This window comes from Burkholderia sp. BCC1972, from assembly GCF_905339605.1.
Taxonomy (GTDB): Bacteria; Pseudomonadota; Gammaproteobacteria; order Burkholderiales; family Burkholderiaceae; genus Burkholderia.
The window spans coordinates 11,734-28,290 of record NZ_CAJPGH010000037.1 but is presented as its reverse complement, the minus strand read 5'-3'; the positions used below and the strand labels follow the sequence as shown (position 1 = coordinate 28,290).

General features: G+C 67.0%; 16 protein-coding genes. 7 read left to right on the top strand and 9 right to left on the bottom strand.

What is annotated here, in order from left to right; all coding sequences use genetic code 11:
* Window positions 1–78 precede the first annotated feature (78 nt).
* Together ilvD and U5798_RS33765 are read left to right on the top strand one after the other, a co-directional pair.
* Window positions 79–1,752: a dihydroxy-acid dehydratase gene (gene ilvD / locus U5798_RS33770; protein ID WP_322084535.1), complete on the top strand. Its 1,674-nt coding sequence runs from the start codon at window positions 79–81 to the stop codon at window positions 1,750–1,752.
* Between the two features lie 128 nt (window positions 1,753–1,880).
* Window positions 1,881–2,207 (top strand): c-type cytochrome, encoded by a 327-nt coding sequence (locus tag U5798_RS33765; protein ID WP_124456171.1) that lies wholly within the window; start codon window positions 1,881–1,883, stop codon window positions 2,205–2,207.
* Window positions 2,208–2,359: 152 nt separating this feature from the next.
* Here the strand turns inward: U5798_RS33765 and U5798_RS33760 are convergent, their stop codons facing one another.
* The 3 genes from U5798_RS33760 to U5798_RS33750 are packed head-to-tail and all read right to left on the bottom strand — an operon-like array spanning window position 2,360 to window position 5,091.
* A complete protein-coding gene (locus tag U5798_RS33760) occupies window positions 2,360–3,103 on the bottom strand; it encodes a DUF2486 family protein (RefSeq protein WP_322084534.1) in 744 nt (247 codons plus the stop codon).
* Window positions 3,104–3,128: 25 nt separating this feature from the next.
* Window positions 3,129–3,545: a DNA polymerase III subunit chi gene (locus U5798_RS33755; RefSeq protein ID WP_021160787.1), complete on the bottom strand. Its 417-nt coding sequence runs from the start codon at window positions 3,543–3,545 to the stop codon at window positions 3,129–3,131.
* A 34-nt stretch (window positions 3,546–3,579) separates the two neighbouring features.
* Complete coding sequence (locus U5798_RS33750; RefSeq protein ID WP_322084533.1) at window positions 3,580–5,091, bottom strand: leucyl aminopeptidase; 1,512 nt, start codon at window positions 5,089–5,091, stop codon at window positions 3,580–3,582.
* Between the two features lie 122 nt (window positions 5,092–5,213).
* On the opposite strand from U5798_RS33750, the gene lptF reads away from it, so the two are divergent.
* From lptF to U5798_RS33735, 3 genes are read left to right on the top strand one after another with little or no spacing between them, the layout of a single operon-like run.
* Window positions 5,214–6,305: an LPS export ABC transporter permease LptF gene (lptF, locus tag U5798_RS33745; protein WP_124456173.1), complete on the top strand. Its 1,092-nt coding sequence runs from the start codon at window positions 5,214–5,216 to the stop codon at window positions 6,303–6,305.
* Window positions 6,306–6,308: 3 nt separating this feature from the next.
* Window positions 6,309–7,457, top strand: coding sequence for an LPS export ABC transporter permease LptG (gene lptG, locus U5798_RS33740; RefSeq protein ID WP_124456174.1), 1,149 nt, complete (start codon window positions 6,309–6,311; stop codon window positions 7,455–7,457).
* A gap of 27 nt (window positions 7,458–7,484) precedes the next feature.
* A complete protein-coding gene (locus U5798_RS33735) occupies window positions 7,485–7,868 on the top strand; it encodes a CbiX/SirB N-terminal domain-containing protein (RefSeq protein WP_322084532.1) in 384 nt (127 codons plus the stop codon).
* An 81-nt stretch (window positions 7,869–7,949) separates the two neighbouring features.
* On the opposite strand, the gene cobA is transcribed toward U5798_RS33735, so the two are convergent.
* The 6 genes from cobA to U5798_RS33705 all read right to left on the bottom strand — a co-directional run bounded on the left by cobA (window position 7,950) and on the right by U5798_RS33705 (window position 14,141).
* Window positions 7,950–8,696 (bottom strand): uroporphyrinogen-III C-methyltransferase, encoded by a 747-nt coding sequence (gene cobA, locus U5798_RS33730; protein WP_124456176.1) that lies wholly within the window; start codon window positions 8,694–8,696, stop codon window positions 7,950–7,952.
* Between the two features lie 85 nt (window positions 8,697–8,781).
* A complete protein-coding gene (locus U5798_RS33725) occupies window positions 8,782–10,098 on the bottom strand; it encodes a sulfate adenylyltransferase subunit 1 (protein WP_322084531.1) in 1,317 nt (438 codons plus the stop codon).
* A gap of 22 nt (window positions 10,099–10,120) precedes the next feature.
* Complete coding sequence (gene cysD / locus U5798_RS33720; protein WP_124456178.1) at window positions 10,121–11,083, bottom strand: sulfate adenylyltransferase subunit CysD; 963 nt, start codon at window positions 11,081–11,083, stop codon at window positions 10,121–10,123.
* Window positions 11,084–11,159: 76 nt separating this feature from the next.
* Window positions 11,160–11,903 carry a phosphoadenylyl-sulfate reductase gene (locus tag U5798_RS33715; protein WP_124456179.1) on the bottom strand — a complete coding sequence of 248 codons (744 nt, stop codon included), beginning with the start codon at window positions 11,901–11,903 and terminating at the stop codon, window positions 11,160–11,162.
* Window positions 11,900–12,436 carry a DUF934 domain-containing protein gene (locus U5798_RS33710; protein WP_322084530.1) on the bottom strand — a complete coding sequence of 179 codons (537 nt, stop codon included), beginning with the start codon at window positions 12,434–12,436 and terminating at the stop codon, window positions 11,900–11,902. Before U5798_RS33710 ends, U5798_RS33715 begins: the two co-directional genes overlap by 4 nt.
* Before the next feature lie 25 nt (window positions 12,437–12,461).
* Window positions 12,462–14,141, bottom strand: a complete 1,680-nt coding sequence (locus U5798_RS33705; RefSeq protein WP_124456181.1) for a nitrite/sulfite reductase — start codon at window positions 14,139–14,141, stop codon at window positions 12,462–12,464.
* A gap of 214 nt (window positions 14,142–14,355) precedes the next feature.
* Here U5798_RS33705 and U5798_RS33700 point away from each other — a divergent pair, with 214 nt between their 5' ends.
* On the top strand, window positions 14,356–15,297 hold the full coding sequence (locus tag U5798_RS33700) for a CysB family HTH-type transcriptional regulator (protein ID WP_034186287.1): 942 nt from the start codon (window positions 14,356–14,358) through the stop codon (window positions 15,295–15,297).
* Between the two features lie 64 nt (window positions 15,298–15,361).
* Window positions 15,362–16,519: an ABC transporter substrate-binding protein gene (locus U5798_RS33695; protein ID WP_322084529.1), complete on the top strand. Its 1,158-nt coding sequence runs from the start codon at window positions 15,362–15,364 to the stop codon at window positions 16,517–16,519.
* The last annotated feature ends 38 nt before the right edge of the window (window positions 16,520–16,557 follow it).

Sequence of the window (16,557 nt, the reverse complement as noted above, 5' to 3'; positions counted from 1 at the left end):
AATCCGGACACTCCATTCTTGATTGATTCGAACCGGCGCGCTCTCACGAGCGACGCCCACACAACGATGGAGTCCCCCATGTCGTACAACCGTCGCTCGAAGCACATCACGCAAGGCGTGGCCCGTTCGCCGAACCGCTCGATGTATTACGCACTCGGCTACCAGAAGGACGATTTCGACAAGCCGATGGTCGGCATCGCGAACGGCCATTCGACGATCACGCCCTGCAATTCCGGCCTGCAGCGCCTGTCGGACGCAGCCGTCGACGCCGTGAAGGCGTCCGGCGCGAACCCGCAGATCTTCGGCACGCCGACGATTTCGGACGGCATGTCGATGGGCACCGAGGGGATGAAGTACTCGCTCGTGTCGCGCGAGGTGATCGCCGACTGCATCGAGACCTGCGTGCAGGGCCAATGGATGGACGGCGTGGTGGTGGTCGGCGGCTGCGACAAGAACATGCCGGGCGGGATGATCGCGCTCGCGCGCCTGAACGTGCCGGGCATCTACGTGTACGGCGGCACGATCCGCCCCGGCCACTGGAAAGGCAAGGACCTGACGATCGTGTCGTCGTTCGAGGCCGTCGGCGAATTCACCGCGGGCCGGATGTCGCAGGAGGATTTCGAGGGGGTCGAGAAGAACGCATGCCCGACATCGGGCTCGTGCGGCGGCATGTACACCGCGAACACGATGAGCTCGTCGTTCGAGGCGCTCGGGATGTCGCTGCTCTATTCGTCGACGATGGCGAACCCCGACCAGGAGAAGGTCGATTCGGCCGCCGAATCGGCGCGCGTGCTCGTCGAGGCCGTGAAGCGCGACCTGAAGCCGCGCGACATCATCACCAAGGAAGCGATCGAGAACGCCGTGTCGGTGATCATGGCGACGGGCGGCTCGACCAATGCGGTGCTGCACTATCTCGCGATCGCGCACGCGGCCGAGGTCGACTGGACGATCGACGACTTCGAGCGCATTCGCAAGCGCGTGCCCGTGATCTGCGACCTGAAGCCGTCCGGGAAGTATGTCGCGACCGACCTGCACCAGGCCGGCGGGATTCCGCAGGTGCTGAAGATCCTGCTCGAAGCGGGGCTGCTGCACGGCGACTGCATGACGATCACGGGCCGCACGATCGCCGACGAGCTGAAGGACGTGCCGAGCGTGCCGCGCGCCGACCAGGACGTGATCTACCCGATCGACCGCGCGCTGTACAAGGAAGGCCACCTGGCGATCCTGAAGGGCAATCTCGCGGAAGACGGCGCGGTCGCGAAGATCACCGGCCTGAAGAACCCGGTGATCACGGGCCCGGCCCGCGTGTTCGACGACGAACAGAGCGCGATGGATGCGATCCTCGGCGACCGGATCCGCGCGGGCGACATCCTCGTGCTGCGCTATCTCGGCCCGCAGGGCGGCCCCGGCATGCCGGAAATGCTCGCGCCGACGTCCGCGATCATCGGCAAGGGGCTCGGCGAGTCCGTCGGCTTCATCACGGACGGCCGTTTCTCGGGCGGCACCTGGGGCATGGTGGTCGGCCACGTCGCGCCCGAGGCGTTCGTCGGCGGCACGATCGCGCTCGTGCAGGAAGGCGACTCGATCACGATCGACGCGCACCGGCTGCTGCTGCAGCTGAATGTCGACGATGCGGAACTCGCGCGCCGCCGCGCCGCGTGGCAACAGCCGGCACCGCGCTACACGCGCGGCGTGCTCGCGAAATTCGCGGCGCTCGCCCGGCCGGCGAACAAGGGGGCCGTCACAGGCTGACGGCAGCCCGCCGCAACATGCGTCCCCAATAAACATGGCCGCCGGGGGGAACGCGCAAAACGCGCTTTCCCTTTGCTTTTATAATGCGCGGACCATGAAGCCGGCTGTCCCCGCCGGTGGAGAACCGCATGAAACAGACGATATTGCGCGCGCTGCTCGTGACGCTGCTGACCGGCAGCGCGGCGGCTGCGCGTGCCGACCAGGCCGACGGGCTCGCGCTGGCGCAGCGCAGGAACTGCATGGCCTGCCACGCGGTGAGCAAGCCGTTGATGGGCCCGTCGTTCCACGACGTCGCCGGCAAGTACTCGGCGCGCGGCGACGCCGTCGACTACCTGGCCCAATCGATCGTGAAAGGCAGCGTCGGCGTATGGGGCAACGTGCCGATGCCCGCCAATACGCAGCTGTCGAACACCGAAGCCCATACGCTCGCGCAATGGGTGCTGTCGGTGCGCTGAACCGGATGCCCCGGACGACGATCGCCGTTGTACCAGGCGTTGCCGGCAGGCGGGCCTGCACCGACCGACCGGCACCCTGACGGCCGCCTCGCCTGTCCCTACTGGAACCGCACCCTCTTTTCCGCCACGGATCGCCCGTGCGGCCCGCACATTCAGCCGGAACGGCCGGCGCGGCGGCGCGCGATCTCTTCATCGACTGCGTCGCGGACCCAGTCCATTACCTCGGTTTCCAGTGCAAGCGCCACCTCGCGCGTGACCTGGCCCACGAGCCAGGCCGAATGCTCATGCAGCGCGTCACGGCAGCGTGCCTCGATCGCATCGCGGCCCGCGCCGGTCAGATAGTTCGTCAACCGGTTGCGCAGGCGCTCGGCGATATGCTGCGCATCCTCCGGCGTCAGCGCTGCGGCGCCCGCATCCGGAAGCGGCGCGCCGGCCGGTACGACGGCCTCCGGCAGCGCCGTCTCAGGCACCTGCCCGGCCGCCGCTCCTTGCGCCATCGCGGCAAACGCGTGCTGCTGCACGCCATCGTCGGCCAGCGACGACCGCAACGGCGCATTCATCACCGCCGCATCTTCGGCGACCACGTGCTCCGCGGCGCCGGTTTCGGCCGGCGCATCGGTCTCGCCCATCGCGGCCGCCTCGGCTGCCGCCACGTCGCCTGGCAACTCGATCGCCGGCACATGCAGCGTCGGCACCGGCTCGATAACGACGTCGGTTTCGGGGTAGGCCCCGGTTTTCAGAGAATCGCCCGGCGCGACCACGTCGGTGAGCACCGGAATCGCCGCATGGCCGTGCGACTGCGGCGCGGCGGGCGTGGACGCGCGCGCCGGCACCGGCTTGCCCGGCACCAGCACGTCGGTCAGCGTCGGGATCGAGGATGAATCGGCTTCTGTCACGGCAACACTCCGTCGACGGTTGCGGCTAGCTGCCCTGCTTGTAGTTGTTCAGCGCGTATCCGCGGTCGCGGTAGAACCGGTAGCGGTCGCGGCCCGCGGCCAGCTCGTCCGGCGCGTTGCCGACCACTTCGAGCAGGCGCTCGAAGCGGGCGAACTGCGCGGGCACGGCGGCGCCGAGGTTCAGCAGCACGTGGTGATGCGGCGCACGATCGAGATCGGCGGCCAGCACGATCGGCGTGCCGGCTGCGTGCTCGCTGTCGACGCCGCAATGCGGGATGAAATCGAGCGGCGAGAACGTCCAGAGCCGCTCGTCGAGCGCGCGCAGGCGCGCGGGCTCGGCGAGCACGACGACCGGCTGCCCGGCCTGGTAGGCCTTGCGCAGCAGCCGGCACGCGTACGCGAGCGAATCGCCGACGTTCGAGTGGAAATCGATCCGCGTCATTGCCCGCGTACCCGCATCGTCGTCAGCACCGCCATCACTGGCCGGCGCGGTCGATCAGGAACTGCGCGAGCAACGGCACCGGACGGCCCGTCGCGCCCTTCGCCGCACCACCCTTCCATGCGGTACCGGCGATGTCGAGGTGGGCCCACGGATAGCTCTCGGTGAAGCGCGACAGGAAGCACGCGGCCGTCACGGCGCCGGCCGGACGCCCGCCGATGTTCGCGAGATCCGCGAAGTTCGACTTCAGCTGGTCCTGGTACTCGTCGTCGAGCGGCATGCGCCATGCCGGGTCGTTCGCTTCGCGCGATGCGTCGAGCAGCTCGCCCGCGAGCGCGTCGTTGGTCGAGAACAGGCCGCTGTTGTGGCCGCCCAGCGCGATCACGCACGCACCCGTCAGCGTCGCGACGTCGATCACCGCCGCCGGCTTGAAGCGCTCGGCATAGGTGAGCGCGTCGCACAGGATCAGGCGGCCTTCGGCGTCGGTGTTCAGCACTTCGATCGTCAGGCCCTTCATGCTGGTGACGATGTCGCCCGGCTTCGTCGCGTTGCCGCCCGGCATGTTCTCGCAGGTCGGCACGATCGCGACGACGTTGATCTTCAGGCCCATTTCGGCGACCGCACGCATCGTGCCGAGCACGGAACCCGCGCCGCACATGTCGTACTTCATCTCGTCCATGCCTTCGCCCGGCTTCAGCGAGATGCCGCCCGTGTCGAACGTGATGCCCTTGCCGACCAGCACGACCGGCGCGGCCTTCGCGGCGGCGCCCTGGTAGTGCAGCACGATGAACTGCGGCGGCTCGACCGACGCACGCGCGACCGACAGGAACGAGCCCATCTTCAGCGCCTGGATCTGCTTGAGCCCGAGGACTTCGGCCTTCAGGCCCCAATCCTTCGCGATCTTCTTCGCGATGTTGCCGAGGTAGGTCGGCGTGCAGACGTTGCCGGGCAGGTTGCCGAGATCGCGGGTCAGATCCATCCCGTTCGCGAGCGCGACAGCCTGCTTGACGGCGACCTTTGCAGCCTTCTCGTCGGCCGGGTCGACGCTGAACACGACACGCTTGAGCGTGTGCGACGCCGGTTCCGGCTTGCTCTTCATCTGCGTGAAGCGGTAGGTCTCGTTGCGCAGCGCGAGAATCGCGGCACGCACGCCCCAGTCGGAGCTGCGCTCGTCGACCGGCAGCTGCGCGAGCGAGAACGTGACCTGGACGACCTTGGTCGCGAGCAGTGCGCGCCACGCGGCCGTCACCGCGTCGTTATAGGCTTTCTGATTGAAAGCATCCTGCTTGCCGAGGCCGACGAGCAGCACGCGCGATGCGCCGATGCCCGACACTTCGTGCAGGAACAGCGTCTTGCCGCGCTTGCCGTCCATGTCGCCGGCCTTCACCACGCGCGAAATGAGCCCCTTGGTGGCCGTGTCGATGTCGAGCGCCGCGCCCGAAAGCGTCTGCGCCTCGAAGATGCCGAGCACGATGCAGTCGGACTTCCCGGTCAGGAACCCCTTGGCCTCGCCTTTGCTCCAATCACAGCCTTTTATGCTAAAGTCCATCGCGCTTGTCCTCGGATAAAATCTGGGCTAAGGATGAAAGCCGCAATTATCCGCTATTTTTCCCGTGGCGGCGCGAGCGCTCCACCACGCGTGCGCAGCCTCCCGCCCTCTTCTCATCAAGAATGATCTTCGAACGCTCCCTCCAGCGCGAGCTTGCGTATACGGCTGGCGCCGTGTTCATGGTGCTGCTCACGATCATGCTCACGACGATGATGATCCGCATCGTCGGCTATGCCGCGTCCGGTGAAATCGATCCGCGGGACGTGCTCGTGCTGATCGGCCTGACCGTGATCGGCTACCTCGCCGTGATGCTCGTCGTCACGCTGTTCGTGTCGATCCTGTTCGTGCTGACCCGGTGGTACCGGGACTCCGAAATGGTCGTCTGGCTCGCGTCGGGCGTGAGCCTCACGCGCCTCATCAAGCCGATCGGCGTGTTCGCCACGCCGATCGTCCTGCTGATCGCGTTCTTCGCGTTCGTCGGCTGGCCGTGGTCGAACCAGCAGAGCAAGATGATCAAGGCGCGTTTCCAGCAGCGCGACGAGATCTCGCTGCTCGCGCCGGGCCAGTTCCGCGAGTCGGCCACGAACCACCGCGTGTTCTTCATCGAGAAGATGACGCCCGACCAGAGCAAGGTGCAGAACGTGTTCGTCACGTCGACCGAGAACGGCAAGGTCAACGTGGTCGTGTCGCAGACGGGTCACACGGAAACGCACGACGGCAGCCGCTTCGTCGTCCTGGAGGACGGCCGCCGCTACGACGGCACGCCCGGCCAGCCGAACTTCAAGATCATGGAGTTCGAGCGCTACGGCGTGAAGATCACGAGCACCCCGGTCACCAACGTACCGACCACCAACAGCACGCCGACGCTCGACCTGCTGCGCAACCCGACGCGCGACAACCTCGCGGAATTCGCGTGGCGCGCGGGGCTGCCGCTGATCGCGATCAACCTGATGGTGCTCGGCATTCCGCTGTCGTACCAGAACCCGCGCCGCAGTCGCACGATCAACCTCGTGATGGCCGTGCTGATCTACCTCACGTACTCGAACCTGCTGAACGTCGTGCAGGCGCAGATCGAGCAGGGCAAGATGTCGTTCGGCGTCGGCCTGGTCGGCCTGCATGCGCTCGTCGCGGCGATCGTCGCCGTGATCTTCTGGTTGCGCGTGCGCAATCGTCCGTTGTTGACACGCGCGCTGTTCGGCCGCTCGGGAGCATGATCGATGCGGCTCTATGAAAAGTACTTCGCACGGCAGATCTACATCACGTTCGTCTTCATCCTGTTCGCGTTCTCGGGCCTGTTCTTCTTCTTCGACCTGATCAGCGAACTGAATTCGGTCGGGCACGGGAACTACAAGTTCGGCTACGCGGTGCTGCGCGTCGCGCTGCAGACGCCGTCGCGCTTCTACGAGATCATCCCGGTCGCCGCGCTGATCAGCGCGATCTACGTGTTCGCGCAGATGGCCGCGAACTCGGAATTCACGATCTTCCGCGTGTCGGGCCTCGCGACCAACCAGGCACTGCGCTCGCTGCTGAAGATCGGCGTGCCGCTCGTGATCATCACCTACCTGATCGGCGAATTCGTCGGCCCGTACGCCGACCAGCTGTCCGAACGCGTGCGGCTGCAGGCGCTCGGCGCGTCGGTGTCGTCGAACTTCCAGTCGGGCGTGTGGGTGAAGGACACGCTCGCGGCACGCGAAAACGGCGAGCAAGTCACGCGCTTCGTCAACGTCGGCAGCCTGTCGCCCGACTCGACGATCAGCAACGTGCGCATCTACGAATTCGACTCGAAGTTCCAGCTGCAGAACGTGCGGATCGCGCAGACGGGCCGCTACGAGCCGCCCGGCCACTGGCTGCTGAAGGGCGTCTCCGAGACGGAACTCACGCCGATCAAGCCGATCAGCGGCCAGCCGGCCGACGCGCTGAACCCCGTGTACCGGTCGCAGCAGGTGTCGCTGCCCGAATACCGGCTGCGTTCGGACCTGACGCCGCAGATCCTGTCGGTGCTGCTCGTGTCGCCGGAGCGCATGTCGATCATCAACCTGTTCCGCTACATCCAGCACTTGCGCGAGAACCAGCAGGACACGCAGCGCTACGACATCGCGCTGTGGCGCAAGCTGCTGTATCCGTTCGCGGTGTTCGTGATGCTCGTGCTGTCGCTGCCGTTCGCGTACCTGCATACGCGTGCGGGCGTGGTCGGCGTGAAGGTGTTCGGCGGTATCATGCTCGGCATGAGCTTCCAGCTGCTCAATACGCTGTTCTCGCACATCGGCACGCTGAACACGTGGCCCGCGCCGCTCACCGCGGCGACCCCGGGCCTGATCTATCTCGCGCTCGGCCTGTTCGCGCTCAAGTGGGTCGACCGGCACTGAGTGCCGCGTGACGACGGAGGCTTCGACATGAGCTCGCACGGCATCGTCCTGTTCGGCCACGGCGCCCGCGATCCGCGCTGGGCCGAGCCGTTCGAGCGGCTCGCCGCGCGGCTGCGCGGCGCCGGCTCCCCTGCCCCGCACGTGTCGCTCGCGTTTCTCGAACTGATGACGCCGTCGCTCGCCGACGCCGTCGCCGCGCAAGTCGCCGCCGGCTGCACGCGCATCACCGTCGTGCCCGTGTTCTTCGGTCAGGGCGGCCATGTCCGCCGCGACCTGCCGCAGCTCGTCGATGCGTGCCGCGCCGCCCATCCCGCCGTCGAGATCCGTTGCGCGACGGCCGTCGGTGAAGACGACGGCGTGCTCGACGCGATCGCCCGCTACTGCATCGACCAGCTCGACAGCAACGCGTAAGCCGCGTAGTCCCCGCACATAAAGAAAAAGCGCCGGCATCCGCCAGCGCTTTTTTCGTTTCGGACTGCAGTCGAGCCGCCCTCAGGCGGCATTGCGCATCGGATCACCTTTCACCTGCCGGGCGCGCTCGGCAAACGCATCGCCGATCATCAGCAGGCTCGGTTCCGCGGGATCGAGCCACGCCTGCGCGTCGCCTGCGGCCATCTGCTCGAGCGTCAGCGTCAGCGAGCGCTCGCGCGCGGTGCTGCACGCCTCGACGATCGCGACGGGCGTCGCCGGCGCACGGCCGGCGTCGATCAGCTCCTGCGCGATGCCGGGCGCGCTGTCGCGGCCCATGTAGTAGACGATCGAATCGGCACGCGCGGCTTCGCGGATTTCGTCGCTGCCCGGCGCGCGGCTGTGCGTCGCGAACGCGACGCTGCGCGACACGCCGCGCAACGTCAGCGAACGCTTGAGCGTCGCCGCGCCGGCCAGCGCCGCGGTGATGCCCGGCACGACCTCGTAGTCGATGCCGGCCGCCTCGAGCGCGCGCATTTCCTCTTCCGCGCGGCCGAACAGCATCGGATCGCCGCCCTTCAGCCGCACGACGCACGCGTGCTCGCGCGCCGCGTCGACGATCTGCTTGTTGATGAAGTGCTGAGCGGTCGAGCGTTGCCCGCAGCGCTTGCCGACCGCGATCCGGTGCGCGTTCGGCGCGTAGTCGAGCATCGCGGGCTCGACGAGCGCGTCGTGCAGCACGACGTCGGCCTGCGCGAGCAGGCGCGCGCCGCGCACCGTGATGAGGTCCGCCGCGCCTGGTCCTGCTCCGATCAGATACACCTTGCCCATGTTTGTCGCTTCGCTTCGTCCGTGCGGACGTTTGCTGCGGCCCGCGCCGCCGTACGGCGACGCGGTGTGCCGCGCAGATTGACGATTACGCCGAGAACGCCCGGATCATGCCGGCGGCGACCGTGTGGTGCGTCGCTTCGTCGATCAGGACGAACGCGCCCGTGCCCGGATGCGCATCGTAGGTATCGCAGACGATCGGCTTCTGCAGCGTCAGCGCGACGCGGCCGATGTCGTTCATCTTCAGGTCGTGGCGGTCGGTGGCGTGCGACAACGTATGCACGTCGAGCACCTGCTTGACCGCGCCGACCTTCGCGAACACCGTGCTCGTGGTCTGCTTCAGCAGGTACTTGCGCTGCGGCGACAGCGGCGTCTCGTCGAACCAGCACAGGTCGGCCTCGAGCTTCTTGGCCGGCTCGACCGGCTCGGCGGTCGTGACGAACATGTCGCCGCGCGACACGTCGACATCCTCGGCGAGGCGGATCGTCACCGTCTGGCCCGCGAACGCGTGCGCGACCGACGCGGTGCCGCCCGGCACCGGCGCGACGATCTCGGCGACCGTCGCCGGGCGGTTCGACGGCAGCACGACGATTTCGTCGCCGACCTTCACTTCGCCCGATTCGATCCGGCCCATGTAGCCGCGGAAATCGTCGGCCGAACTGCCGTCCTGGCGCGCGACCCACTGCACCGGGAAGCGCAGCGCGTCATGCGCCTGCGTCTCGACCGGCAGCGACTCGAGCAGGTCGAGGAGCGGCTCGCCTGCGTACCACGGCATGCGCTCGCTCGCGCCGACGATGTTGTCGCCTTTCAGCGCCGACACCGGCACGAAGCGCACGCCGGTCAGGCCGAGCTGCTTCGCGAGCGTGACGTACGCGTCGCGAATCTCGTTGAAGCGTGCTTCGCTGTGATCGACGAGGTCCATCTTGTTGATCGCGACGATCACGTGCTGCAGCCCGAGCAGCTTGACGATCGCGCTGTGCCGCTTGGTCTGCGGCAGCAGTTCCGCGACGCCGTTCTCGATCGTGACGCGCGTCGCGTCGATCAGGATGATCGCCGCGTGCGCGGTCGACGCGCCGGTCACCATGTTGCGCGTGTACTGCTCGTGGCCCGGCGTATCGGCAATGATGAACTTGCGCTTCGCGGTCGCGAAATAGCGGTACGCGACGTCGATCGTGATGCCCTGCTCGCGCTCGGCTTCCAGCCCGTCGGTCAGCAGCGCGAGGTCGAGCTCGTCGCCGACCGTGCGCTTGTTCTTCGCACGCGACAGCGCGGACAGCTGGTCGGACAGCACGGCCTTGCTGTCGTACAGCAGGCGGCCGATCAGCGTGCTCTTGCCGTCGTCGACGCTGCCTGCGGTGATGAAACGCAACACGCCGAGGTCTTCGGTGTTCTCGATGATGCTCATGATGTGAATGTCCTCGTGTGCTTCAGAAATAACCTTGCTTCTTGCGCTGTTCCATCGCGGCTTCGGAGGCCTGGTCGTCCATCCGGGTCGCGCCGCGCTCGGTGATCTCGGTCACCGCCGTCTCGGCGATGATCTTCTCGACGTCGTCCGCGTCGCTCTCGACCGGGCACGTGCAGCTGATGTCGCCGACCGTGCGGAAACGCACCTGCGCGAGCTCGCTCGACTCGCCGTCACGCATCGGCGTGAGCGGCGTGACGGGCACGAGCAGCCCGTTGCGGCGCACGATCTCGCGCTGGTGCGCGTAGTAGATCGACGGCAGTTCGAGGTTTTCGCGTGCGATGTACTGCCACACGTCGAGTTCGGTCCAGTTCGAGATCGGGAACACGCGCAGGTGCTCGCCCTTGTGCAGGCGGGCGTTGTACAGGCTCCACAGTTCCGGGCGCTGCGCCTTCGGATCCCACTGGCCGAATTCGTCGCGGAACGAGAAGATGCGTTCCTTCGCCCGCGCCTTCTCTTCGTCGCGGCGCGCGCCGCCGATCAGCGCGGTGTAGCCGTGCGCTTCGATCGTCTCGAGCAGCGTGACGGCCTGTGCGGCGTTGCGCGAATCGGTTTCGCGGCGCAGCACGACCGTGCCGCGCTTGATCGAATCCTCGACGTGACCGACGACCAGCTCGGCGCCCAGTTCCTGCGCGCGGCGGTCGCGGAAGTCGATCACTTCCTCGTAGTTGTGGCCCGTGTCGATGTGCACGAGCGGGAACGGCAGCGTCGTCTTGCGGTTCGCGCCGAGGCCGAACGCTTTCAGGGCCAGATGCAGCACGACGACCGAATCCTTGCCGCCCGAGAACAGCAGCGCCGGCTTGCTGCACTCGGCAACCAGCTCGCGCAGGATGTGGATCGACTCGGCTTCGAGCCAGTCGAGGTGGCCCATGCGGCTGTCCGCACCGGTGGCCGGGGCAAAGGCGGATTGCTCGAGCGTCGTGCTCATGATTTCAGTCCTTCTCTTCTGGGTTCGTGCCGCCTGCTGTCGCAGGCGGCGCAATATTCAGTTTCTTGTCGGGCTTTCAGTGCGCGGCGCCGGTTTCGGCTTCCGCAGGAATCGGCGTGATCGTGATGTGCAGGCCGCATTCCTTCGTATCGCGCGATTCCCACCACCAGCGGCCCGCGCGGCTGTCCTCGCCGGGACGGATCGCCCGCGTGCACGGCTCGCAGCCGATGCTCGGGTAGCCGCGAGCATGCAGCGGGTTGACCGGCACGTCAAACGCATCAAGGTACGCCCACACGTCGGCTTCCGTCCAGTCGGCCAGCGGGTTGTACTTCGCGATCCCGCGCGCTTCGTCCTGTTCTTCCTCGTGCAGCTCGGCCCGCGTGACCGACTGCTCGCGGCGCTGGCCGGTGACCCACGCGCCGACGTCGGCCAGCGCGCGGTTCAGCGGCTCGACCTTGCGGATGTGGCAGCACGACTTGCGCAGCTCGACGCTCTCGTAGAACGCGTTCAGGCCATGCTCTGCCACATACTGGTCGACCGCGTCCTGCTGCGGGTGGAATTGCTCGATCTCGTAGCCGTAGCGCTCGCGCACGCGGTCGATCATGCCGAGCGTTTCCGCGTGCAGGCGGCCCGTATTCAGCGAGAAGATGCCGATCGACACGCCCTTCGACAGGATCGCGTGCGTGAGCAGCATGTCTTCCGCCGCGAGGCTGCTCGCGAACTTCACCTTGTCGTGACGAGCGCCGATCTGGGCGAGCAGCGCGTCGAGGCGCTCGACCTTCGCGGCGAGTTCCGGCGTCAGCGCGGTGGCGGCACTCATGCGCTCACCTTCGCGTCGGCCGCGCGGCGGCGGAACAGCGGCACCGGTTCGTCGAACGCGCCCTGGTAACGCTGCGTGAATTCCGTGAACGCGTTCAGCGCGTCGTGGATGTCCTTGTCGGCGCGCACCGCGAATGCGTCGAAGCCGCAACGCGACATGTACAGCAGCTGGTCGCGCAGCACGTCGCCGATCGCGCGCAGCTCGCCCGTCCAGCCGTGGCGCTCGCGCAGCAGGCGCGCGATGCTGTAGCCGCGGCCGTCCGCGAAGCGCGGGAAATCGACGGCGATCAGCGCAATCGCGCCGAAGTCGGCCACGAGGTCGGCCGGCTCGCTGTCCGGCGCGAGCCACACGCCGAGTTCGTCCTTCGTCTTCGCGGCGACGAGCGCCGCGCGCTCGGCCTGCCACAACGCGAACGGCACCAGCACCTTGCCGGCCGGCAATGCGTCGACCGCGGGCAGCGCACCGTCTTGCGCCGCGCGCACGACCTGCCATGCGTCGTCGATCACTGCGCGGTTCTTGATAATCGAAGCCATCTGCAAATTCCTTGTACCCGGTTGGTTACGCGTTCACTGCCTGGCGCGCCGCATACACGCGCTCCTTGAACGGCGCGATGCCGATGCGGTCGTACGTGTCGACGAAGCGCTCGCCGTCGATGCGTGCCTCGACGAACGTGTCGATCAGCTTCGCGATCACGTCCGGCACTTCGTCCGCCGAGAACGACGGCCCGATCACGCGGCCGAGGCGCGCGCCGTTGCGGCCCGTGCCCTGCTCGCCGCCGAGCGACACCTGGTACCACTCGGCGCCGTCCTTGTCGACGCCGAGGATGCCGATGTTGCCGACGTGGTGGTGACCGCACGAGTTCATGCAACCGGAAATGTTCAGCGACAGGTCGCCGAGGTCGTACACATAGTCCAGATCGTCGAAACGCTGCTGGATCGCCAGCGCGATCGGGATCGACTTCGCGTTCGCGAGCGAGCAGAAGTCGCCGCCCGGGCACGCGATGATGTCGGTCAGGAGGCCGATGTTCGGCGTCGCGAAACCGGCCGCCTTCGCCTTTTCCCACAGCTCGAACAGGTCGCGCTTCTTCACGTTCGCGAGAATCAGGTTCTGCTCGTGCGACACGCGCAGCTCGCCGAACGAGTACGCGTCGGCCCAGTCGGCCACCAGGTCCATCTGCGCGTCGGTCGCGTCGCCCGGCGCCACGCGGTGATCCTTCAGCGACAGCGTGACGGCTGCATAGCCGGCCACCTTGTGCGGCGCGACGTTACGCTCGACCCAGCGCGCGAACGCCTTGTTCTCGAGCAGATGCTGTTCGAACGATGCGTCGGTATCGGCCAGCTTCTCGTAGACCGGCGGCGTGAAGTACTGCGACACACGGTCGAGCTCGGCCTGCGTGAGCGTCGACGGGCCGTCCTTCAGGTGCTGCCACTCTTCCTCGACCTGCTGCGCGAACTTCGCCGGCGACAGCGCCTTCACGAGGATCTTGATCCGCGCCTTGTACAGGTTGTCGCGGCGGCCGTAGCGGTTGTACACGCGCAGCACGGCTTCGCAGTAGGTGAGCAGGTGCTGCCACGGCAGGTCTTCCTTGATCACCGCGCCGACGATCGGCGTACGGCCGAGGCCGCCGCCCGCGAGGATGCTCGCGACCACCTCGCCCTGCGCGTTCTTCTTCAGGTACACGCCGAGGTCGTGGATCTGCACGGCCGCGCGGTCATGCTTCGAGCCCGACACCGCGATCTTGAACTTGCGCGGCAGCCACGCGAATTCGGGATGGAACGTCGACCACTGGCGCAGGATCTCGGACCACGGGCGCGGATCGATCTCTTCGTCCTGCGCGACGCCGGCGAACTGGTCGGCCGTGATGTTGCGGATGCAGTTGCCCGACGTCTGGATGCCGTGCATCTGCACCGACGCGAGCTTCGCGAGGATCTCGGGCGTGTCTTCCAGCTCGATCCAGTTGAACTGGATGTTCGAGCGGGTCGAGAAGTGGCCGTAGCCGCGGTCGTGTTCGCGGGCGATGCGCGCCAGCATCCGGAGCTGGTCGCTGCGCAGGTTGCCGTACGGAATCGCGATGCGGTGCATGTACGCGTGGCGCTGCATGTACAGGCCGTTCTGCAGGCGCAGCGGACGGAATTCTTCTTCGCTCAACTCGCCCGACAGCCGGCGGCGCACCTGATCGCGGTACTGCGCGACACGCTCGTCGACGATCGTCTGGTCGTATTGGTCGTACTGATACATTCGGGGACCCCAGGGTTTTCGTGGTGACCGCGCGACGTCCTAGCCACGTCGCGCCCGAATCTCCGTTCCGCCGTCACCGCCCCCATCCGCTGGCGGATGGATTGCTAATGACGAAAACAGATATCCATATTTGAAAAACTCCGGTGAATCGTAATAAACTCGCCTTATATTTCAAACGACTAAAAAATTCTGTTGATATGCGGAAGGGTTATAAATGAACCTGCACCAATTTCGCTTCGTGCGCGAGGCCGTCCGGCAGAATTTCAACCTCACCGAGGCCGCGAAGGCGCTCTACACGTCCCAACCGGGGGTATCGAAGGCGATCATCGAGCTCGAGGACGAGCTCGGCGTCGAGATCTTCACGCGGCACGGCAAGCGCGTGCGCTCGCTCACCGAGCCGGGCAGGATCATCCTCGCGTCGGTCGAGCGGATCCTGCAGGAGGTTGAAAGTCTTAAAAGGGTCGGAAAGGATTATGCCGCACAGGATCAGGGCAACCTGACCATCGCCGCAACCCACACGCAGGCCCGTTACTCGCTGCCGGCCGCGATCGCCGAATTCAAGAAGCGCTTCCCGAAGGTGCACCTGTCGATCCTGCAAGGCAGCCCGACGCAGGTGGCCGAGATGGTGATCCACGACCAGGCCGATCTCGCAATCGCGACCGAGGCGATCTCCGACTACAAGGAGCTCGTGTCGCTGCCCTGCTTCCAGTGGCACCACGCGGCCGTCGTGCCGGCCGACCATCCGCTGCTCGAACGCAAGCCGCCGACGCTCGACGATCTCGCGCAGTACCCGCTGATCACCTACGACGACGCGTTCGCGGGCCGCAAGAAGATCAATCACGCGTTCGCGCTGCGCGGGCTGTCGCCGGACATCGTGCTGGAGGCGATCGACGCCGACGTGATCAAGACCTACGTCGAACTCGGTCTCGGCGTCGGCATCATGGCCGACATCGCGTTCAACCCGGAGCGCGACCGCAACCTGCGGCTGATCCCGGTCGGCCACCTGTTCGGCAGCAACGTGACGCGCGTCGCGCTCAAGCAGGGCGCCTACCTGCGCAGCTATGTGTATACGCTCGTCGAGCTGCTGTCGCCGACGCTGAACCGCAAGCTGATCGAGCAGGCGCTCAAGGGCGAATCCGAATCGTACGAGCTTTGACCGGCCTGTATATATACAGGGGCGCCTGTCGCGCCCCTTTTTGCTGCCCGACGGAGATTCCCGCATGACGCTTCCCGCCCTGTTGCGCCGCGCCGCCGGCGCCGCCCTCGTGCTGGCCTGCGCGGCCGCGCATGCCGACCTGAAGGTCGGCGTCGACCTGTCGTCGACCGGCTCGGCCGCCGCGATCGGCATCACGAGCAAGAACGCGATCCTGATGTGGCCGAAGACGATCGCCGGGCAGCCCGTGCAGGTGACGGTGCTCGACGACGCGTCCGATCCCGGTACCGCGGTGCGCAACATCCGCAAGCTGGTCGACGAGGATCACGTCGACGTCGTGGTCGGGCCGAACATCACGCCGGCCGCGCTCGCGGCGCTCGATCCGGTGGCCGCCGCGCAGACGCCGATGATCACGCTGGTCGGCTCCGGCTCGATCGTCGAGCCGCAGGAAGGCGCGCGGACCTGGGCCTTCAAGATGGCGCAGAGCGACCGCGCGATGGCCGACGTGATGACGCGCTACATGGTGAACCACGGCGTGAAGACGGTCGGCTTCATCGGCTTCGCGGACAGCTACGGCGACAGCTGGCTGAACGAATTCACGCGCTTCGCCGACCTGCGCAAGATCCGCGTCATCGCGACCGAGCGCTTCAACCGCACCGACGCGAGCGTCACGGGCCAGGCGCTGAAGCTGATCGCGGCGAAGCCCGACGCGATCCTGATCGCGGGTGCCGGCACGCCGACCGTGCTGCCGCAGCGCACGCTGATCGAGCGCGGCTACAAGGGCCCGATCTACCAGACGCACGGCATCGCGACGCCGGAATTCATCAAGCTCGGCGGCAAGGACGTCGACGGCACGCTGTTCCCGACCCAGCCGGTGGTCGTCGCGCGCACGTTGCCGGCCGACCATCCGGCCCGCAAGGCCGCGCTCGCGTTCGTCGACGCGTACGAAGCGAAGTACGGCGCCGGCACGGTCACGCAGTTCGCGGGCGACGCTGCGGGCGTCTACCCGCGCCTCGCCGACGCGGTCGGCCGCGCGCTGAAGGCCGCGCAGCCCGGCACGCCCGCGTTCCGCGCGGCGTTGCGGCACGAGCTCGAACGCGCGCACGAGCTCGTCGTGCCGAACGGCGTCGTCAACACGAGCGACAAGGATCATGTGGGGCTGGATCAGCGCGCAAGCGTGATGGGGATCGTGAAGCAGGGCCGGTTCGTCTACCTGAGCCAGTGACTTGCGGCTGAATGACCGGGCGGCTTGCCCGACATCCG